Genomic DNA, 20,028 nt, shown 5'->3' with positions numbered 1-20,028 from the left:
GCGCCAGGTTATCACTGCAGTGCGAAGGCACATCCCCCTTGCGAGGACCATCGATGTTTCGGCGATCCAGGTTGGCGACGATATTCGGATTCCTGATCGTGGCGCTGCCGGCGACCACGGCCCGTGCCCAGTGGGGCATGCCCGGCGGCATGATGGGCGGCTGGGAATGGATGGGCATGGGGGTCGGCACGGCGCAGGGAGACATCGCCCGAGGCGAGGGGATGTTCCTGATGGGCGCCGGCATCTACAACCAGTTGACGGCCGAGGCCGATGCGCTCAACACCGATACCGTGATGCGGTGGAATGAATACGTGCACGAGGCGCAGTCCAACGCCAACCGGATCCGTACCCAGCGTCAGTTGGCGGAGCGGGAGCGAACCAACGCCGCGATCGACGCCCGCCTCGACCGGCTCCGGAACAATCCGGAGCCCCGAGATATCACCCAGGGGGACGCCCTCAATGCCTCGCTGGACGTCCTCAACGATCCCAGGATCTACGTGAAGGCGTTGCAGTCGGCCAAGGCTCCCGTCCCCTCGCGGATCGTGCGGAACATCCCGTTCCGGTATGCCGCGGCGGCCATCACGATCAGCCTCCACGACCTGGTCGGCGGCCACCTGCCGGCGGCCCTCAATACCCCCCAGTTCGCCGCGGAGCGGGAGACGATCTCCACCCTGGAGAAGCAGCTCTTCGAGTCCGACGCCGACGAGATCACGCCGGACCCCGCCGTCCTGGATAAGATCCTCGCCGCCCTCTACTCGGCCGAGGAGAAGGTCGCCTCCGCCTACCAGGCCGGCAGCCGGGAGCGCCGCGAGGCCGATCGGTTCCTCAAGGCGGCACACGGCCTCGTCGTCATGCTCCGCTCGCCCGAATACGACGTGATCCTCGCCGGCCTGCAGAAGAAGGAGAACGTCTCGCTGGGCGAGCTCCTCAGCTTCATGAAGGCGTTCAACCTCCGCTTCGGCGTGGCGAACACCGCCGCGGAGCGCTCCTCGCTGACGACGCTCCACCCGTTGCTCGTCGCCCTTCGGAGCGAGATCGCCCCGGCGCTCGCCGCCTCCGGGCCCGCTCCGTCGACCCAGGATGCGATGGAGAAGTTCTTCTCCTCGCTCACGTACGATGACCTCCAGAAGAAGGCCCCGAAGCCGAAATGAGCCCGCCTGAAGGCAGGCCGGCGCGACCGCTGTTCGCGCCGGCCCGATCCTTCGATCGGATCAGATCTGGTAGTTGAGCCGGCCCGCGTAGCCGTCGTCGGACTGGACGTCCCCTTCACGGTAGCGGAGCCGCGGGTTCTCTATGGTGACCGTCGTGTGGGGCGCCACGCTCCGCGTGATCCAGGCGGATGATCCGATGATCGAGTGGTGGCCGATGACCGTGTCGCCCCCGAGGATCGTGGCGTTGGCATAGATGACGACGTCGTCCTCGATCGTGGGATGACGCTTGTTGCCCCGGACGACCTCGCCGGTGGACTCGTCCCGCGGGAAGCTGAGCGCGCCCAGCGTCACCCCCTGGTAGATCTTGACGTTCTCGCCGATCTCGGTGGTCTCGCCGATGACGACGCCGGTACCGTGGTCGATGAAGAACCTGCGGCCGATCCGCGCGCCGGGATGGATGTCGATCCCCGTCTTGCCGTGGGCGTATTCCGTCATCATCCGGGGTATCAACGGGACGTCCAGCGCGTGCAGGACGTGCGCCAGCCGATAGACGGAGATCGCGGCCAGTCCGGGATAGCAGAAGACGATCTCGTCCTGGCTGCGAGCCGCGGGGTCGCCGTCATAGGCGGCGAGGGCGTCCTCCTTCAGCGTCCGCCGCAACTCCGGGATCGCTTCGAGCAAGCGGACGGCGACGTCCTGGGCGTGGGCCTCGAAGTCGGCCTCAAGGTCCTTCGCACGGCAGTTGTGACGAAAGGCCCTGGCGATCTGCTGAGTCAGGCGGTCGTGGAGGCCGTCGACGATGTCGCCGACATGGTACGCGACGTTGCCGATGTGCAGGTTCTGTCGCCGGCCGTATCCCGGGAAGATGATCTCGCGAAAATCGCCGAGGATCTCAACGATCTCGCGATAGCTCGGCAGCGGGGAATGGCCGAGGTGGTGGATCGCGCCACATTCCTCGTAGGTCTCGACGATGCGCTCGGTGATCGCCGGCAGCAGTTCCTTCAGCTTCACGTCCGTGGCCATTCGCCCGATCCTTTCGCGTGAACGAGCACACCGTGATCCGCGTGGCGGGATTCCATCTTATCCTATCCGGGAAGCGGCCTGTCGCGAAATGATGTCTCGCGATCGTCTGTCACGCAACCGATCGACATTCGTCAGACCGAGGGGGTAGAATCAATCCTCCGTCGCCGGATCGACCTGTCGCCCCTCCGTCGGATCCGCGGAGCCCCAGAAGCTGATGTTCCCCGGCCCCGTCTTCTTCCATGAGCTGCGAGCGGCCGCTCGCCGGCGGCGGACGTTCATCCTCCGGACGGGGATCGGCCTCCTGCTGCTTTTCCTGCTGATCTCATTCGTGGGGCAGGGCAGGTATGGCCTGCACTCTCCCTACCACGAATACGCGCCGCGCGACGTTGCTAACCTCGGCTTCGACCTGTTCCTTGCCACGGTTTGGGTCGAGTTTCTGCTCATCCTGGTGCTAACGCCGGCTTACCTCGCCGGCTCCATCGCCGAGGAACGCCAGCGCAAGATCCTGCCCTACCTGCTCGCCAGCCCCCTCGGCGGCGTGGAGATCGTGTGCGGCAAATTCGCCTCACGACTCATCAATCTGGTGACACTGCTCCTGATGTGCCTGCCGATCCTCAGCCTGTCGCTGTTCCTCGGCGGAGTGGATCCCTTGATGGTCTGGCTGACTGCGGGAGTCGGGTTTTCCTCGATCTGCTTCGTTGCCAGCATGTCCATGGTGGTCTCCCTCTACTGCACCCTCCCGCGGGACGCAATCATCGCGACCTATGCCATCGAGCTGGCCGGCCTTTATCTCCTGGCCTGGCTCAATCTCGTGATCCAGTCCGGATCAGGCTGGCCGCAGGCGAACTGGCTCCATCGCTTCGATGCAGTTGGCGAGTGGATTGCCTCGCTCAGCCCGCTGAACGGGCTCATGGACGACCTGACGTCGGGCCAGGGCTGGCCGGCTGCGCTCCTGCGCTCCTTCCTGGCCCAGATCGCCGTCTCGGTACCGCTTCTCGCCTGGGCTACGTTTCGACTCCGGCCCCGGGAGCGAGGGCCTCGGGTCGGCAGGCTAAGGCGGTTCCTTCGTTGGAGACGCCGTGAAGGAGGCCCGCTTCGATTGGGTCCACGACCGGCTGTGGGCGATCGGCCGATGATCTGGAAGGAATGCAGCGGAACCCTGGGATCGTCCAGCGTACCCCGTTTCGCGCTCGCGGTTTTTCTGAAGGTGGCATTCGCCGGGACACTCTTCTTGATCCTGGTTATCGCATGTCTCCCGGCATTCAAAGAAGTTGCGAGGCACGGCTATGGTGCGACTGAACCACCCTACGCGAGCCGAAGCCTGAGCTTCGTGGTCCGTTCCGTCACGACGATCCTCTACGTCCTGGCGGGCCTACTGTCTTGCGTCTCCGCGGCGACGGGCATCACCTCGGAGCGCGAGCGCGACACCTGGATCAGCCTGGCCGCCACGCCGCTCGAGGGGCGAGAGATCATCCACGCCAAGATCCTGGGCACCTACTGGCGTAGCCGGTTCCTCCTGAGCGGTATGCTCTTCACCTGGTTGTGCGGTCTCGTCTGCGGCGCCGTTCATCCGCTTGGATTCGTCCTGGCGGCTCTCCTGACCGGCAGCCTGCTCGTCTTCCCGGCGACGCTGGGGACCTACTTTTCCCTTCGATGCAAGACCTCCGCGGGGGCCATCGCCGCGACGGTGGGGGTCGCGGTCTTCCTGAACCTCGGCTATCTCCTCTGTTGCGTCCCCACGCTGCATGGCGGACCAGGTACGGCGTCCGTCCTCGCCGGGGTGTCTCCCCTGTTCGTGGCGTTCTCACCCTTCTCCTACCAGGAACTGGACGAGCTCCTCCACGGCGCACGCCTGGTTGATCCCGGGATCGCGGTGGGATCCATCCTCTGCGTGATCTTCTATGGCCTTTGCTCGGCCGGCCTGTACGGGATTTCTCGCGAGGAATTCGAGACGCTGGTCGACCGACCCAGACGACAGTTCCGTCATCCCCTCGAGAGTCCCGATCCTGCGGGGATCGAGTTCCTCGACGATCTGCCCTCCTCGGATGGGGTCGTCTTCACGGCGGACGAGCCGGAAACACCGCCGATGATTGAGGAAACGACTCGTCCCCAGGATCGTTGAAGAAAACTGAAGTCCGGGCCCCGGCCGGCCGACAGCCGCCGTTGACGCCTCCCGCGATCGCACGTATCATCCCGCCCGAGCCCGGCCCTGCGCGGGCTTCGACAGAGGATTCGCAGGAGATCCGGACGAAACGGAGGTCGTCGCATGAACACGGCATTGAGGTGGGTCGCCGTCTTGGCCGGGCTGGCCGGTGGGCCCGTGAACCGGACGGACGGCCCCGAGATCACCTACCAGTTCAAGACGATCGAGGTCCGCGGCCTGGAGTGGCGTGAAGGCGGCGTCCCCGGCCTCAAGGCCGTCGCCAGCCGGGGCGGCGTCACGGTCTGGACGGCCCCGAAAGACTTCATCCAGAAGCTCCCGGCCGGCTCCGTGAAGGAAGGCCCCGCGACGCCCAAGGTCATGACCCGCTCCCAGACCCCCGCCCACGTGACCAGCCGCAAGGGCCATTCCTACGTCACCCAGGTCGCCTGGCGCGGCGAGGGGACCGCACCCCGGCAGACCTCGGACACGATCCGTGAGGGGATGGCCGCGACGGTCTCCGGCCGAGCCATGGACCAGGGGATCCTCACCCAGGTCGTCATCGAGGACACCGAGGTCCGCGCCGTCCACACGGTGAGCTGCCCGTCGCCGGAGAAAGCAAAGGTTTCCAAGCAGGACGCGAAGGTCGCCGCCTGCACTGAAGTGCAGACCGACGAAGCGTGCTGCCATCAGGACGCCTGCCCCGAGGTCGCGCAGTGTGCCTTCGAGGAAGCGGGTCTGGGTTCGGATCATCGCGCTCACGCCGCCGAGATGGTCATGGCCGGCGCGGAGCTTGGTCTCTACCTGCTGTATGAGAGCTACAACGAGCTGACCGACCCTGGTTCGGCGAAGTGGGCCGCTGTCGAGTTCGTCGGCGTGGATGGGACAACTCCTGGCAAGGAGTCGGCGCCGGCCCGGACAGCCAGGGTTGAGATCCCCGAGGTTGGCCGCGCCGAAATCGCGGGCGAGTGGCTGATCCCGAAGGATGAGGTCCTGCTGGTCGCCTTCGGTCCCCATACCGTGGCCGACAAGGACGGCAAGGCCGTCGTCCGCGAGCACCTCGCCATGATCACGGCCGAGGAGGTCGCGAAGGACGAGGAAAAGGACGCGGAGCCCCTGGGCTTCCCGGTCTTCCCCCCCGCAGCCCGAACCTCGCGCCCGGCCTCGGTCGTCGCCCCGGCCCCGGCGCCGGCCCCGGCCAATCCCGCGCTGCCGATGCCGGCCATGCCCAGCCGGACTCTCCCCCAGGGCGTGAACGCCGACGGCACCCCCGCGGCGCTGCCGAAGCTCCCCGAGGAGGACACGACTCCCGCTCCGGAGGGCTCGGCCCAGCCGACGGCGAGTCCGCAGGGTCGGAAGGCCAAAGCGCCGAAGTAGCCGTCGTTTTCGCTACAGGGCGGCGGAGTAACCCCCGTCGACCGGGATGGCTACCCCCGTGACGTAATCGCTGGCACGGCTCGCCAGCCAGACGGCCGTGCCCGCCATATCCTCCGGTTTGGCCCATCGCCCCGCGGCGATCCGGGCCAGGACCCGCTCGTGCAGGCCCGGGATCTGTTCCCGGGCCTGCTGCGTCATCTCGGTATCGAACCAACCGGGCAGGATCGCATTCACCTGGATGTTGTCCGCTGCCCATGAGAGGGCCAGGCTTTTGGTGAGCTGGACGATGCCCCCCTTGCTCGTCGCGTAGGGCGCGGCGAAGCTCGAGCCGAAGATCGACGTCATCGACCCGGTGTTCACGATCTTCCCGCCCCCAGCCCGCTTCATCGCCGGATAGACGGCCTTCGACATCAGGAAGGCACTCGTCAGGTTCGTCTCCAGGACGAGCGTCCACTCTTCCGCCGTGATCTCCTGCGGCGGGCGGCGGATGTTGATCCCGGCGTTGTTGAAGAGGACGTCGATCCGCCCGAAGTGTCCGAGGACTTCCTTCGCGACGCGGTCCACCTCCTCCGCCCGGGCCACGTCGGCCGAAAGGCCGATCGCGCCCCGGCCGATCTCCTCGGCGGCGGCCCGCGACTTCTCCGCGTTCCGGCCGACGACCGCGAGCGACGCCCCGGCCTCGGCCAGCCCCTTCGCGATCCCCAGGCCGATCCCGCCGTTCCCTCCGGTCACGATCGCCACCTTGCCGGTCAGGTCGAACGGGTTCAACGCGGGTTGCCTCCTCACGGTCACCTCGGGCGGGGCCGCCTCGCGGCGGTCTTCTTCTCCCGGTAAGCTAATCCAAGGGGACCGCCCGCCGCAAGGATGACGGGCTCGTCGCCTGATTCGCCAGGTGCCTGTCCACGAGAGTTGCCGATGACCGACCCGCGCTGGGAGACGCTCGCAGAGATCCTGATCCGCCACTCCGTCAAGCTCCGGGAATGCGAGACGCTCTTCATCGAGTGCTTCGACCTGGACGATAGCTCGCTCCCCAGGCTCCTGGTCCGAAAGGCCCTGGAGCTCGGGGCGTTCGCCCTGGTGGACGTGCGCGACAATCGCCTGGTCCGGGAGCTCGTCCGCCACGGGTCGGCGGCCAGCCTGAAGCGATGGGGCGAGGTCGACCGGGCGCGGATGGAGCAGGTCGACGCCTACATCGGTCTCCGCGGCTCCCGGAATATCAGCGAGCTGGCCGACGTCCCATCGGACCGGATGAATCTCTACAACGAGCAGTACCAGAAGCCCGTCCATTTCGAGTATCGGGTCCCGAAGACCCGATGGTGCGTCTTGCGACTGCCGGGCCCGAGCATGGCCCAGCAGGCCGCCATGAGCACCGAGTCGTTCGAGGATTTCTACTTCCGGGCCTGCACGCTGGATTACTCCCGGCTGGCCGCCGACCTGCGGCCCCTGGTGGGACGGATGGACGCCGCCCGCGAGGTCCACATTCAGGGGCCGGATACCGACCTCCGGTTCTCGATCGCCGGCATCCCGGTCGTCCCCTGCGCCGGGGAGATGAACATCCCCGACGGCGAGGTCTTCACGGCCCCGGTGCGTGACTCCGTCGAGGGCCACGTCCGATTCAACGCCCCCACGATCTACCAGGGCTCTCCGTTCGACGGCGTCCGCCTCGAATTCTCGAAGGGTCGAATCGTCCGCGCGGATTGCACCGCGGGCGACGTGGAGAAGCTCCGCTCGATCCTGGGCTGCGACGCGGGGGCCGCGTTCGTGGGCGAGTTCTCGATCGGCTGCAATCCGCGGATCTTCCACCCGATGCGGGACATCCTCTTCGACGAGAAGATCGCCGGCAGCTTCCACTTCACCCCGGGCAACGCCTACGACGAGGCCGACAACGGTAATCGCTCGAAGATCCACTGGGATCTCGTCCAGATCCAGCGCCCCGAGTACGGCGGCGGCACCATCGCCTTCGACGGCCAGCCCCTCCGCGTCGATGGACGATTCGTCCACCCGGATCTCGAGCCGCTCAATCCCCCGGCCTCAGCCGGCTGATCGGGCCGGCCGTTCCCGGCGCGCTCATTGGCCGCGGGCCCGCCACCGCTCGACGAACCGCCGGTAATCGGCCGGCGTGTCGATCCCCACGCCCGGCTCCTCGACGACCCCGATCGCGATGGCGTGCCCGGCCTCCAGGACGCGAAGCTGCTCGAGCTTCTCGGCGGCCTCCAGGGCCGATGGCGGGAGGCTGGCGATCGAGAGGAGGAAGTCCCGCCGGAAGGCATAGAGGCCCAGGTGAAGCAGCCCGATCGGCTCGCCTCCCCCCGACGGCAGCCCGTCGCGATGGCAGGGGATCGGGCTCCGCGAGAAATAGAGCGCGCGGTTGTTTCGGGAGCGGACCACCTTGACGCAGGATGGATCCCGGTAGACGGACTCCTCGCGGATGGGCGTCGCCAGGGTTGCCATGCGGGCGTCGGGATCCTGTTGCAGGAGCGATACGAGCTGATCGATGGTCTCGCCGGCAATCTCCGGCTCATCTCCCTGGATGTTGACGATGATGCCGGCTTCCGCGATTCGCGCGGCGACCTCGGCGACGCGATCGGTCCCGGTCGGGTGATCCGCGCGGGTCATCATGGCCTCGCCGCCGAACGCGACGACCGCGTCGTGGATTCGCGCGTCGTCCGTGGCCACGACGATGCGTTGCAAGGATCGCGCGGACCGCGCGGATTCGACGACGTGCTGGATGAGCGGCCGACCGGTTTCGGATAGAAGGGGTTTGCCGGGCAGTCGGGTCGAAGCGTGTCTGGCCGGGATCACGGCGACGATTTGCATTTTTCGAAAGGCCCTCGCTCCGGATCCGGGACGATACAAGGGTCGCCGGACGGGACCCGTTCCCGCCGGCCATCGCCCGGGCCTTGTCTCACTCTAGCGCGTCCCATGAGGGGACACAAGCCGGAGTGGGATCGCAGCTCGAGGCGACCGTGGCGCGAAGGGATCGCGCCCGGGTTCCGCGCCGATGGTCGCGGGGCCGAAGGGCACGGCGAGCCATCGCCGGCCCACTCAGGAGGTCGCTCGAGGATCGCGATCCAGCGGACCGCGCGAGGGGTGTCCCCAGACCCTTTCCCGGACCGGTCGGAGGACGATCCGTTGCTCCCGGGTCACCAAACCGGAGGCACCCGGTCCCCAGGTCGTCCGCGGACGGACCCGGCGACGGAACGCCGAAGGCGGCCCAACAACCTTGCCATACGCTCCGCGGACTCTCCGGGCGACGCCCGGGCCGGGTCCCCGCGCGTCGCTCGTCTGGCCGAACGATCCGGCCCGCGATCGCCGCTCGCCATGGAAGGGGGGTGTTCACAACCGATTCGCGGGGCGGCCGGAGCCAATGGTATGGCGGCCGTCTGGGGAGACCTGTTCATGGCATGGATCACGGACTGCTTCCGGAACCGAAAGAAGGACCGAGCCCAGCATCCCACGATCGAATCCCTCGATGATCGCTGCCTCCTGTCCACGACCCCGGGGACCGAGGTCCTCTCCGCCGCGAAGGCCGGCGTCCCGGCCTTCTCGAACCACCTTCGGCCGGAGACGTCCGTTCAAACTCCGCCCGTCGAGCGGGCTCGAGCCCACGTCCCGGCCTCGGTCGCGACCAGGGAGATGCCGGTCGGTTCGGTCGCCGCGGGGACGGCCGCGGTCTACGACCCGATCATCAACGCCGCCGCCACGCGATCGGCCTATTCGGTGGACGGGAAGGGCATGGCCGTCGCCGTCATCGACACCGGCGTCGACTACAAGAACTCCGCCTTCGGCGGCTCGTTCGGGGCCAATGCCAAGGTCATCGCCGGCTACAATTTCGCCAACAACTCCGCGGATCCGATGGCCACGACGTCGCAGCACGGCACGGCGGTCGCCGGGCTGATCGCCTCGTCCGACGCCAGCGACCCGGGCGTCGCGCCGGGCGTCAACATCGTGGCCCTGAAGGTCGTCGGCGACAACAACTCGGCCGACCTCGGCAGCATCGTCAACGCCCTGCAGTGGGTCGTGGATCACCACTCCGAGTACAACATCACCGTCGTCAACATGTCGCTCTCGGACGGCGGCAACTACGCCCACAACTGGTTCGCCCAGGATGGGGGCAACGGGCAGAAGATCACCGAGTTGATCGGACAGCTCACCTCGATGAAGATCGCCGTCGTCGCGGCGACCGGCAACAGCTTCACGGGCCAGCAAGGGGAAGGGTTCACCTCGATCGTCGACGGCGTGATCGGCGTCACGGCCACGGACACGTCGGATCACCTGCTCTCGAACGCCCAGAGGCTCGGATCGACGGTCGGCATGGGATCGATGACCGACCTCGCCGCCCCCGGCAAGGGCCTCGTGGCGCCGGCCGGCGACAGCGGGACCACGACGGTGGAAGGGACGAGCTTCGCCGCCCCCCTCGTCAGCGGCGCCGTCGTGCTCCTTCAACAGATCTACGCCTCGCGGTTCGGCACGCTGCCGACCGTCGATCAGGTGACCGGGTGGCTGGAGAAGGGCGCCAGGGCGGTGAATGATAGCGTCACCGGCCTGACCATCGGACGTCTCGACGTCCTCAACTCCGCCTCGCTGGTCCCCCAGGCCACCGCCACTGCACCGGCGTCCCCGCCCCCGCCCCCGCCCCCGCCCGTCGTGGTGACCACGCCGACGCAGACCGATACGGGCGGATCGGCCGCAACGAACCCGACCGCCTCGGTCCCGGTGGTCGATACGACGACGACTTCGCCTCCGCCGACCACCACGACCACGCCAACGACCACGACATCCGGCGATGGGACGACCACGACCACGACCACGACCACGTCGCCGGGCTCCGCGACGACCACCGTGACCGCCTCGTCCAACGTGCGGATCTACGTCAACGGCAAGCGAGTGACGAGCTCGGACCAGTCATCCACCCTCTCCGCGGGCAGCCTGGACACCCTCATCCAGGGGATGAACGCGTGGGCGTCCGACGATTCCTCGGATTCGACCGACGCCGGGACGTCCCAGGTCCGCGTCTGGAAGGCGGCGACCCGGGCGAGCAGCCTGGCCGCCGCGGGCAAGCTCTATCCGACCGGCCGCCTGGCCGTGCGGATGTCCCACCCGCGTCGTCGAGCCCGCTAACCACGGCGGAGCGTCGCCTCGCCCGATCGGTCGCGATAGAATGCAGTCGGATGGGACCCCGCGCGGCCTCTTTCCTGGGCGGCGACGGGGTCCTCGACTTGTTCGGGCATCCCCGGGGAGGCCGGGCCGGCCGGCATCGAGTCTCCGGGGTTCATCGCGAGGGGGACGCGGCATGGCGACGACGTTGAAGACCGCACTGATCAGCGGCGCGGGGAGCGGGATCGGACGCGGCATCGCCCGGGCCCTGGACGGGCTCGGGATCCGCCTGGCCCTGCTCGGGCGCGAGTCCGCCAAGCTGGAGGAGACCCGGGCCGGGCTCTCCGGCGGGGCCTCCGCCTTGACCGTCTCCTGCGACGTCGCCGACCGCAACGGCGTCGGGGGCGCCGTTGAGAAGGTGCTCGAGACGTTCGGCTCGATCGATATCCTCGTTTGCAACGCGGGCACGAACGTCCGCAATCGCAAGCTCGACGTCCTGGCCCCGGAGGACTGGGACCGGATGGTGGCCGTGAACCTGACCGGGCCGTTCAACCTGGTGAAGGCCGTCTTGCCATCCATGCGCGAGCGGGGCTCGGGGCTGATCATCCAGATCTGCTCGATCTCCGGCCTGAGGGCCAGTACCCTCGGAGGCGCCGGCTATTCGGCCTCGAAGTTCGGGCAGTCGGCGCTCGGGATGTGCCTGGGCCGGGAAGAGGGGATCCGCGGAATCCGGTCCACGGTGATCTATCCCGGCGAGGTGAACACGCCGATCCTCGATGCCCGTCCCGTGCCCGTGCCGGCCGACCGCCGCGCCGCGATCCTCCAGCCGGAGGACATCGCCGCCGCGGTGAAATTCCTGGTCGAGCTCGACCCGCGAGCGAGGGTCCCCGAGCTCGTCATGACGCCCACGGTCGACGACTTCTGCTGAGACGCCGACCGGGCGTCGCGGGCCCGTGCGGGCTCAGACATTCAGTCCGAGGTGGCCGGCGGCGATCTCGCCGCTGGCGTACTCGTTGAACTTCTCGTAGATCAGGTGGCGATAGAGCTTGCTATCGATCTCGAGCTGGGCCGGGCTCCCCACGTCCTCGATCCGGCCGTCGTGGATCACCAGGAGCTGGTCGCAGGAACGGATGGTCGAGAGGCGATTGGGGAGCAATAGGAGCGTCCGGCCCTCGGCCAGGCGTGAGAGGGTGTCATCGAGGAGGAGCTGGGTCTCGTCATCCACCTGCGCCGTGGGCTCCTCCACGATCAGCACCGAGGCGTCGTGGAGGTACGTTCGCGCCAGGGCGATCCGAAACTGCTCGTCCGGCTTCAGGTAATGGCCGAGCGGCCCGATGATCGTGTCGTAACCGTGAGGCAGGTCCAGGATGACGTGATGGACGTGGGCCAGCTTCGCCGCCTCGATCACGCGGGGGAGCCCATTGATCGGATCGCCCATGCCGATGTTCACGAGCACCGAATCGGTGAAGACGAGGTCCGCCTGGAGGACCGTGCCGACCTGGGCCCGGATCGACTCCAGGGTGACGTCGCGGAGATCATGGCCGTCGATCAGGATCCGGCCGGAATTCGGGTCGATCAGGCGCGGGATGAGGCAGGCGAGGGCCAGCCGGGAATCCTCCTCGAGGCTGAGGATCCCCGTCCTGGTCCCGGCCGCGATGTCCACCCGGATCGAGTTCAGCAGCGGCCGTCCGGAACGACTCCGAAGCGAGACGTCCTGCAAGCTGACCCGCTCCTTGACCGCGCCCAGGAAGTGGGCCCCCACGTTCTGATGGAGCTCCGGCGACCGTTCCAGGAACTCGAAGACTCCACCTGCGGATCGGTTGGCCTGGGCAATCAGCCCTCGCAGCTTCAGCCATCGCGCAATCGGCAGCGCCAGGCTCGCCAGCGACGCCATCAGCACGAGCATGGTGGCGATCGAGATCTGATCCCGGATCAGGACGTTGTAACCGAGGAGCCCCAGCGCGATCACGACGGCCGCCCCATAGAGCAGCACCGTGGTGGGGTTGAGCCTGGGCTCGGTGGCGATCCGATCCGCATCGGCCTGGCGGAATCGGTCCAGGTGCTCGTCGAAGCGCTGGCGATCGTAACTCTCCAGGCCGTGGATTCGCACGGTCCGGAGCAGGGCGAGATCCTCGTGGAGCAGGCAGAGCTGCACCGAGACGTCGCGGAGGGCCGCGTCATGCGCGAGGCGGGCGTCGCGGTTGAGCACCCGCGACGTGATCCAGACCAGCAGGCCCAGCGAACCCAGGAAGACGGTCAGGATCGGAGACGCGAAGAGGGCGATCAGGATCAGGCCGGCGGCGAGGATCTGGGTCCGCGGCGTGACGTCCAGGTCCGCGAGCAGGGCCTCCCGCACGTCGTTCACCTCTCGGGTCCAGATGTTCACGACCGGGCCGATCCCCTCGGTGGGGAGGGACGAGTCCCCGAGCCGGTACATCTGGCGATGGATCTGCCGGCGGAGGGTCGTCGCCAGGTTGGTCGCCGCCCGCGACATGGCCCGGCGCCGCCACTGGGTCATCAGGCTGATGGCCAGGAGGAGCAGCAGGCCGCTCGCCAGCAGGGTGGCCAGGGCCCCCACGTTGTTCCTCAGCGGCGGGATGATTCCCGTGATCCGGTCCATCAGTCCCGCGCCCAGCCGATGGACCGGATTGGGGCTCATCAGGTTGTTGGCGACGAGCGGGAAGATGCCCGTATTCCGGAACCGGATATACTGCCCGTCGCTGGATCCCAGGGGGATGGCCCAGGCGGGGAGCTTGTCCTGGTTGGCGACGGGGAATCTGGCCTCGCCGCGGTCGGCCATCAGGACGACGAAGAGGCAGCCGATCACCAGCAGCTTCAGGAGCAGGAGCGACTGGACCGCGCCGAGGATTCGGGCGACGAGGCCGTCGCGCTCGGAACTGATGAGCGTCCTTGCGCGACGATACGCGTCGGCTTGCATGCGCGGAGACTCCGGCGGGTCGGGATCGCTTCCAATCAGGCGAGGTCGCGATCCTCAAAAAGCAGGAAGGCGAACAACAAGGCTGCTCCACTGTACAACACGCAGTAGCCCAGCGCCGGCAGAACGTAGCGGTACCACGGGATAATCTGACCGGTGGAGATCGAGGGGCCGGCGTTGTAGAACTCGAGACCGGGCAGAATCCACGCGAAGAGCTTGGCCATGAAGCTCATCAGCTCGTTCATCTGCCCCTGCTGCGCCACCTCGACCAGGACCGGGCTGAGGTGCCCCAGGAAGAAGATGAGGATGCAGACCACCAGGTTCACCAGCATCGGCAGCCTGGTGGAGATGGCCACGCTGATGCTGGTCAGGATGGTGACCTCGAAGAATCCCAGGATCAGGCCCGGCAGGACCTGCAGGACCTGGGCGAGCCGCTTGGCCGTCTCGGCGGTGCCGCCGGCCGACTCGCGGAGATCGTAGGCATACTTGTACCAGAGTCCGCCCGCGAAGAGCGTCCCCAGCAGGACATAGAGAGCGAGGACGCCGAGCTCGATCCCCAGGAACTTGCCGATGATGAACTGTCGTCGGTTGATCGGCTTGGAGAGGAGCGTGATCGCGGTCTTGCCCTCGATCTCCTCGGCCACGGTCGAGCTCGCCGTCAGCAGCGCGAGCAGCATGCACGCGAACGAGATCGTGGTCAGGCCCGTGTCCTTGTACATCTTGATGTCTTCACCGAAGGTGAAGTATGGGACGAAGATCGTCGCGATCAGCAGCGCCCCGGCGATGACCGCCATGACGAAGAAGGAGGGCTGGCGGATCGTTTCCTTGGCGGTGGCGAGGGCGATGGTGATGGATTTCATGGTCGATCGGGATGGGGGGATCTTGATGATGGCAATGACAACGATTGGATCGTGATCGGGACGAGCTCCGCGGACCGGGCAGGCCGGCTAGAAGCGGATCGAGAAGCCCTCGAGGGCGGGATGGCCGGTCGGTTCGTCGTGGACGCTGGTCTCCCGGATGAACCCGCCCATCTCGTCGCCGATGGCCTCGAGCAGGCGATCGAGCTCCGCGGGCGTTCCTTCGACGAGCATCTCGACTCGACCGTCGGGCAAGTTCCGGACGCTCCCGACGACCTCGAAGCCACCGGCGAGGTGGCGGCAGGTCGCGCGAAATCCAACGCCCTGGACGTGGCCCGAGAAGAAATAGCGACGACGAACCGGGGACATGGCGGTCCCAGCGTTTCCGCTCCGCCGGCCACCGAGCGAACTCCGCCCGGCCCCCGCGGCTGCCCATTCAACAGATATTCAGTCTAGCGGACATCGGCAATCCCGGACAAGGGGCAGAGGCGCGGGCATTGCGCCCCGGGAGCCCGTTGAAGCCCTCGCCGCAACGCGAACCGGCCGCGATCCGACGTGGTCGGGGATCGCGGCCGGCCCTGGCGAATTCCAGCGTGATCGCGGTCGAGGGCCGGATCAGAGCCCGTTCAGCTCGACCCGTTCGATGGTGGCGATGGGGGCCTGGATCGGAAGCAAGGCGGAGCGCCCGGGGCCGACGCCGACGGCCGAGAACGGGACGATCGGGGCGCCGGCCGAGGTGCCGGCTTTCACCGTGACGGCCGAGAGCGTGAAGGGGAGCCGGTTGTCGACCCGGAGCGTGGTGCTGCCGACCACCTTCTTGGCGGGCTTGACCGTCACGAGGACGCCGGCGATCGCCTGGTCGAGCTTCCGGGCCAGCGTCTCGCCATCCAGGACGGCGAGCGACGAGTTGTCCTGGAAGTTCGCCCTGCCGATCGGCTGCCAGGCGTCGTCCATGCCCCGATAGCCGATCGCGATCCGGCCCTTCGTCTCGCCGATCTTGGAATCGGTCAGCTCGAGCTTCACGAGGAGCGCGGGGCCCGTGACCGCGGGAGTCTCGCCGCCGATCGCGGACCGGACCGGAAGTCCCATCAGCCGGTAGTTCTCGATCTGATCGTTGAGCCGCTGGGCGTCCTGGGCGAGTGCCCCCTGGCCGTGAATCTGGACGAAGATCCGCCCCTGCTGGAGGGCCGAGGCGTCGACCGTCTCCTCGCCGGGGCTGCGGTCGACCAGCTCCACGAGGCGGGCGGCAATCTGGATCTCCGAGTGGTTCATGATCTTGCCGGCCTCGGCGGCCATCGTCTCGAACGGCAGGTCGTTGCAGACCCTCCACATGACCGCCTGGGCCACGCCGTGGCTGGTGCCCAGCGTCGCGAGGGTTCGGAGGGACTTGCGGACCCGCGGGTCGTTCGAGTAGTCATCCACGTCCATGAGCGAGAACGTGTTGGCGGTGGTCGGGGTCGGCAGCCCGTAGTTCAGGCAGACGGCCGGGATCGACAGCTCCAGGGTTTCTCCCGCGGGGACCGCGACGGCCGGACCGGAGGTGGGCTTCACGCCGACCGACCGGAGCCCGACGGGATTCCCGGTGCTGGCGAACTGGCCGAAGCCGCCCGCCCGATTGTTGATCGAGCCGAGGCCCATGCTCTGAGGCCGTCCGCCGGGCTGGGAGGCGGACGCCGACGCGACCAGCCCGGGCGGGATGACCACGTTCAGCCGCTTGGCCGTGGTGTTCCGGACCGTCAGCCGGACCCGCTCCTGGCCGTCCCCCCGGGCGATGACGCCCAGCTCGCCGGAGCCGCTCCCCTTGAGCAAGTCGACCGTCTCGGTCTCGACCGCGGCCGGCGGGGCGGATCGCTCGACATCGTCGGCCAGCCCCGGGGTCCGGGCCGTCGCCGGGATCGATCCGACCAGGATCAGGCCCGCGGCCGACCAGGCCCGGACCAGGCAAAGGTGTCGCCACAGCATTGCGTTGGACCTTTCTGGACGGGGCCGTTCCCGAGGGCGCTCCCACGCCCACCCTCCCGGGCCCGTTTCGTCATGCACTCATAAGTCGGTGGATTTGCAATTTCGGGCTCGATTCGGCGCGGATCGTCCCTCATCCCCCGAGACGTCCCGCGGCGGCAGGATATTCGAGCCTATCACGTCCCAATCTTCGGCACCGTCCCGCTTCGACCTCGAACGATTTCCTGTCCCTTTCGGCCCTGCGACCCATCGCCCTGGGGTCGACCGCCAGGACCGTCGGAATTCTCCCGACCGTCCGGGTTTCCCCCCCGCCCGCCATTGACCGATGCACCGATCAGCCATTACCTTGGCTTCTCAGCGGTATTGTACCATGCAGTCCGAAACTGCGGGGGCTTCATGAGCTTCGGCGAGGATGACGGCGGCAGCGAAGTTGAGCTGGAAACGGTTCGCGGCCGGAACTGGCCCACGGTCACTCAGTTCTCGGTCTTCCTCGAGAACCGGGTCGGCCAGCTCCTGGAGGTCGTTCGCGCCTTCCAGGGGAGCAAGGTGAAGATCGTCGGCCTGACGATCTCGGATTCCGCCGACTGCTCGATCCTCCGATTGATCGTCAGCCATCCCGAGCAGGGGCGCGAGATCCTCTCGCTCAACAAGCACGCCTTCGCCGAGAACGAGCTCGTCGCCGTGGAGCTCTCGGCGACCTCGAGCGCGATCAACGAGCTCTGCACGGCGCTCCTCCAGGCCGAGATCAACATCCACTACGCCTATCCGCTGATCGGCACCCCCCGCGGACGGTCGGCGATCGCCATGCACATCGACAACTCCGAGCAGGCCAGCCGCACCCTCCACGACATGGGATTCGAGATCCTCTGCGAGGCCGACCTCTCGTCGTGACCGCGTCGCCGACTCGGCCTATCCGACCTGACGGGCGAGCCAATCCCTGGCCGCGCCGAGGATTTTCGCATGGTCGAAGGCCAGGGCGAAGTGACCATCAAGCGGCTGCCAGGCGGCCTCGGCCGCATCGTCCCCGCCTTCAATCCGGTGATCGGTCCCAGCGAGGATCGCCGCGAAGGCCAGGGTGATCGTCCTGCCGCGGGGATCGCGGTCGGGCTCGCCGAAGAAACCGATCGGCTCGACCGGGCCGGGGATGATCAGGCCCGTCTCCTCGCGGAGCTCGCGGCGGGCGCCGGCTTCGGGCGCCTCGTCCATTTCGAGGTATCCGCCGGGAATCGCCCAGGAGCCGGCGAACGGATCGCGGCGGCGGCGGATCAGCAGGACGTGCTCCGCGCCGTCGATCCGGGTGAAGACGACGAGGTCCACGGTGACCATCGGACGCGGGTGGTCGTAGCAGTAGGGAGGCGGCATGGGGCACTCGTTCGAGGGTTCGTGCTACGATGAGGAGAAACCAACGGGATTCTCCCAGCAGGGACCATGATGAGCAACTCCGAGACCGTCGCTCCCGCGTGGACTGTTCCCGACCCGGATGCCGCCGGGATCGAGAATCTGATCGGCCGCCTGAGCGAGCACGACGCTGACGTCGATATGGCCGGGACCTGGTCCGAGCCGCTCTGGCGATTGCTCCTGGAGGCCGGGGCAACCCTGTGGTCCCTGCCGACGGAGCAGGGGGGGCAGGGGCTTGCCCGGCCGCTCATGATCCAGCGGTTCGCCCAGGTTGCCTCCGGCAGCCTGACCGCGGCGTTCATCATGTCGCAGCACGAGGCGGCCGTGAAGCGCCTCGCCGCGGCCGGCGATCGCCCCGCGGCCCGCCGCTGGCTCGACCGGATCCGGGCGAAGGAGGCGTTCGCGACCGTCGGCATTTCTCAGCTCACCACCTCCCGGCGCCTGGGGGCCCAGGCCCTGACCGCGATCGAGACCTCCCCGGGGCAATACCTCCTTAAAGGGGCCATGCCCTGGGTGACCGGGGCCGAACGGGCCGACCTCTTCGTCACGGGCGCGCTGATGGAGGATGGTCGACAGCTCCTGATCGCCCTGCCGGCCGATCGGGCCGGCGTGACCGTTCGACCCTCTTTCGAACTGGCCTCGTTGCAGGCGTCCTGCACCGCGGAGGTGACGCTCGGGGAAGTCCAGGTGGACGACTCCGACCTCCTGACCGATCCCAACGCCGAGATCTCCTCCCAACCCGGAGCGGTCGGGACGGCCGGGCTGGAAACCTCGGCCCTGGCACTGGGCCAGGCGCAGGCGGCCGTGGCGGCGTTGCGGCAGCTCTCGGCGGCGAAGACCGAGCTTCTTCTGCCCTCGGCCCGCTTCGAAGCCCGTTGGTCCGAATGCTTCGGTTCTCTCCTGGCCTGCGCCCGGGGGGACCTGAATTCCTGCGATCCCCTGGAGCTCCGCGAGCAGTCCAACGACCTGGTCTGCCGGTCGACCCAGGCCTTCCTGCTGGCACGAAAAGGGAGTGGCTTCGTCAGGTCGGAGCCCGCCCAGCGGTGGGCGCGGCAGGCCCTCTTCTTCCTGGTCTGGTCGTGCCCGCCTTCGCTCGTCCAGGAGGCGATCGGCAACCTAGCGGGCGCTTGAGCCTTCGCCGCCCTGCCTCGCCTTGAGGACCGCATCCAGGGTCCTCCGGAGCCCATCCTCGAACGAGACCAGGGGGCGGTAGCCGAGGACTTTGCCGATGAGCTCGATGCTGGCCAGGGAGTCGCGCACGTCCCCGGCCCGAGGTTCCCTGAGGATCGGTTCCAGGTTCGTACCGAGCAGTCGGTTCAGGCCTGCGACCAGGTCGAGCAGGCTGACGCGCGTCCCGGTTCCCACGTTGAACACCCGGCCCTCGAGCGGCGCGGGGTGCTTCAAGGCTGCGAGGTTCGCCGAGACGGCATTGGCGACATACGTGAAGTCCCGGGTCTGGGTCCCGTCGCCATAGATCGTCGGAGACTGCCCTCGGGACATGTGCTCGATGAACAGCGAGATCACGCCGCTGTACGGGCTCGACGGATCCTGCCTCGGCCCGAAGATGTTGAAATATCGCAGGCTCGCACCGTCCAGGCCCATGGTCCTGGCATACACCCGGACATAATGCTCGCCGGCAAGCTTGCTCGCGGCATAAGGCGAGAGCGGATTGGGGAGCATCTCCTCGTGCTTGGGGAGCTCGAGCGTGTCGCCGTAGGCGCTGCTGGATGCGGCGAGGAGGAAACGGCGGACGCCGGCCAGGCGCGCGGCTTCGAGCATGTTGAGGGTGGCCGTCGGCCCGCTCCGGTGCGATCCGAGCGGATCCTTGACCGACCGAGGGACGCTCGGTATGGCTCCCTGATGGAGGACCAGGTCGACCCCGTCGGCGGCGCGTCGGCAGACCTCGAAATCCGCGAGCTCCCCCTCGATCCAGTCGTACCGTCCTTCGAAATCGGCGAGGTTAGAGCGATGGCCGGTCGACAGGTTGTCGATGACGCGGACGGAGTAGCCCTCATCGAGGAGCGCCCCGACGAGATGCGAGCCGATGAAACCCGCACCGCCCGTGACCAGGACCGTTTCCGATTGGCTCAT

The 20,028-nt window shown here is 67.8% G+C and carries 17 protein-coding genes; 8 read left to right on the top strand and 9 right to left on the bottom strand.

Going from position 1 to position 20,028, the window contains the following annotated elements:
- The first annotated feature begins 53 nt into the window (after nucleotides 1-53).
- On the top strand, nucleotides 54-1,151 hold the full coding sequence (locus tag G6O54_RS24105; protein ID WP_165228888.1) for a hypothetical protein: 1,098 nt from the start codon (nucleotides 54-56) through the stop codon (nucleotides 1,149-1,151).
- Between the two features lie 60 nt (nucleotides 1,152-1,211).
- Here the strand turns inward: G6O54_RS24105 and epsC are convergent, their stop codons facing one another.
- Nucleotides 1,212-2,174 carry a serine O-acetyltransferase EpsC gene (gene epsC / locus G6O54_RS24100; RefSeq protein ID WP_165228886.1) on the bottom strand — a complete coding sequence of 321 codons (963 nt, stop codon included), beginning with the start codon at nucleotides 2,172-2,174 and terminating at the stop codon, nucleotides 1,212-1,214.
- Between the two features lie 214 nt (nucleotides 2,175-2,388).
- Between epsC and G6O54_RS24095 the strand changes: the two genes are divergently transcribed.
- Nucleotides 2,389-4,296: an ABC transporter permease gene (locus tag G6O54_RS24095; protein ID WP_165228884.1), complete on the top strand. Its 1,908-nt coding sequence runs from the start codon at nucleotides 2,389-2,391 to the stop codon at nucleotides 4,294-4,296.
- A 144-nt stretch (nucleotides 4,297-4,440) separates the two neighbouring features.
- The gene (locus tag G6O54_RS24090) at nucleotides 4,441-5,691 is read left to right on the top strand and encodes a hypothetical protein (protein WP_165228882.1); all 1,251 of its coding nucleotides are present in this window, start codon (nucleotides 4,441-4,443) and stop codon (nucleotides 5,689-5,691) included.
- Between the two features lie 12 nt (nucleotides 5,692-5,703).
- Here G6O54_RS24090 and G6O54_RS24085 read toward each other — a convergent pair whose 3' ends face one another.
- Nucleotides 5,704-6,459 carry an SDR family NAD(P)-dependent oxidoreductase gene (locus G6O54_RS24085; RefSeq protein WP_165228880.1) on the bottom strand — a complete coding sequence of 252 codons (756 nt, stop codon included), beginning with the start codon at nucleotides 6,457-6,459 and terminating at the stop codon, nucleotides 5,704-5,706.
- Between the two features lie 147 nt (nucleotides 6,460-6,606).
- Here G6O54_RS24085 and G6O54_RS24080 point away from each other — a divergent pair, with 147 nt between their 5' ends.
- Nucleotides 6,607-7,734, top strand: coding sequence for an aminopeptidase (locus G6O54_RS24080; RefSeq protein ID WP_165228878.1), 1,128 nt, complete (start codon nucleotides 6,607-6,609; stop codon nucleotides 7,732-7,734).
- Between the two features lie 24 nt (nucleotides 7,735-7,758).
- On the opposite strand, the gene kdsB is transcribed toward G6O54_RS24080, so the two are convergent.
- On the bottom strand, nucleotides 7,759-8,508 hold the full coding sequence (gene kdsB, locus G6O54_RS24075) for a 3-deoxy-manno-octulosonate cytidylyltransferase (RefSeq protein WP_165228876.1): 750 nt from the start codon (nucleotides 8,506-8,508) through the stop codon (nucleotides 7,759-7,761).
- Between the two features lie 582 nt (nucleotides 8,509-9,090).
- Between kdsB and G6O54_RS24070 the strand changes: the two genes are divergently transcribed.
- Both G6O54_RS24070 and G6O54_RS24065 read left to right on the top strand, forming a co-directional pair.
- The gene (locus G6O54_RS24070) at nucleotides 9,091-10,812 is read left to right on the top strand and encodes a S8 family peptidase (RefSeq protein ID WP_165228874.1); all 1,722 of its coding nucleotides are present in this window, start codon (nucleotides 9,091-9,093) and stop codon (nucleotides 10,810-10,812) included.
- Between the two features lie 172 nt (nucleotides 10,813-10,984).
- Complete coding sequence (locus tag G6O54_RS24065; RefSeq protein WP_165228872.1) at nucleotides 10,985-11,716, top strand: SDR family oxidoreductase; 732 nt, start codon at nucleotides 10,985-10,987, stop codon at nucleotides 11,714-11,716.
- A 33-nt stretch (nucleotides 11,717-11,749) separates the two neighbouring features.
- On the opposite strand, the gene G6O54_RS24060 is transcribed toward G6O54_RS24065, so the two are convergent.
- The 4 genes from G6O54_RS24060 to G6O54_RS24045 form a co-directional block, all read right to left on the bottom strand.
- Nucleotides 11,750-13,726 (bottom strand): ABC transporter ATP-binding protein, encoded by a 1,977-nt coding sequence (locus tag G6O54_RS24060; RefSeq protein ID WP_165228870.1) that lies wholly within the window; start codon nucleotides 13,724-13,726, stop codon nucleotides 11,750-11,752.
- Between the two features lie 35 nt (nucleotides 13,727-13,761).
- Entirely contained in the window at nucleotides 13,762-14,583 is an 822-nt protein-coding gene (locus tag G6O54_RS24055) for an ABC transporter permease (protein WP_165228868.1), read from the bottom strand.
- Between the two features lie 87 nt (nucleotides 14,584-14,670).
- A complete protein-coding gene (locus G6O54_RS24050) occupies nucleotides 14,671-14,949 on the bottom strand; it encodes an acylphosphatase (protein ID WP_165228866.1) in 279 nt (92 codons plus the stop codon).
- Nucleotides 14,950-15,195: 246 nt separating this feature from the next.
- The gene (locus G6O54_RS24045) at nucleotides 15,196-16,542 is read right to left on the bottom strand and encodes a hypothetical protein (RefSeq protein WP_165228864.1); all 1,347 of its coding nucleotides are present in this window, start codon (nucleotides 16,540-16,542) and stop codon (nucleotides 15,196-15,198) included.
- Nucleotides 16,543-16,935: 393 nt separating this feature from the next.
- Between G6O54_RS24045 and G6O54_RS24040 the strand changes: the two genes are divergently transcribed.
- On the top strand, nucleotides 16,936-17,430 hold the full coding sequence (locus tag G6O54_RS24040; protein WP_165228862.1) for an ACT domain-containing protein: 495 nt from the start codon (nucleotides 16,936-16,938) through the stop codon (nucleotides 17,428-17,430).
- Between the two features lie 18 nt (nucleotides 17,431-17,448).
- Here the strand turns inward: G6O54_RS24040 and G6O54_RS24035 are convergent, their stop codons facing one another.
- The gene (locus G6O54_RS24035; RefSeq protein WP_165228860.1) at nucleotides 17,449-17,901 is read right to left on the bottom strand and encodes an NUDIX domain-containing protein; all 453 of its coding nucleotides are present in this window, start codon (nucleotides 17,899-17,901) and stop codon (nucleotides 17,449-17,451) included.
- Between the two features lie 66 nt (nucleotides 17,902-17,967).
- Here G6O54_RS24035 and G6O54_RS24030 point away from each other — a divergent pair, with 66 nt between their 5' ends.
- Nucleotides 17,968-19,068 (top strand): acyl-CoA dehydrogenase family protein, encoded by a 1,101-nt coding sequence (locus tag G6O54_RS24030; RefSeq protein ID WP_250847045.1) that lies wholly within the window; start codon nucleotides 17,968-17,970, stop codon nucleotides 19,066-19,068.
- Here G6O54_RS24030 and G6O54_RS24025 read toward each other — a convergent pair.
- Nucleotides 19,054-20,028: an SDR family oxidoreductase gene (locus tag G6O54_RS24025; protein WP_165228858.1), complete on the bottom strand. Its 975-nt coding sequence runs from the start codon at nucleotides 20,026-20,028 to the stop codon at nucleotides 19,054-19,056. The two genes, G6O54_RS24030 and G6O54_RS24025, sit on opposite strands and share 15 nt — an antisense overlap.

Origin of the sequence: Aquisphaera insulae (assembly GCF_011064615.1) — a bacterium.
In the GTDB taxonomy this organism is placed as follows: Bacteria; Planctomycetota; Planctomycetia; order Isosphaerales; family Isosphaeraceae; genus Aquisphaera; species Aquisphaera insulae.
This window is presented reverse-complemented; position numbering and strand designations above follow the sequence as displayed.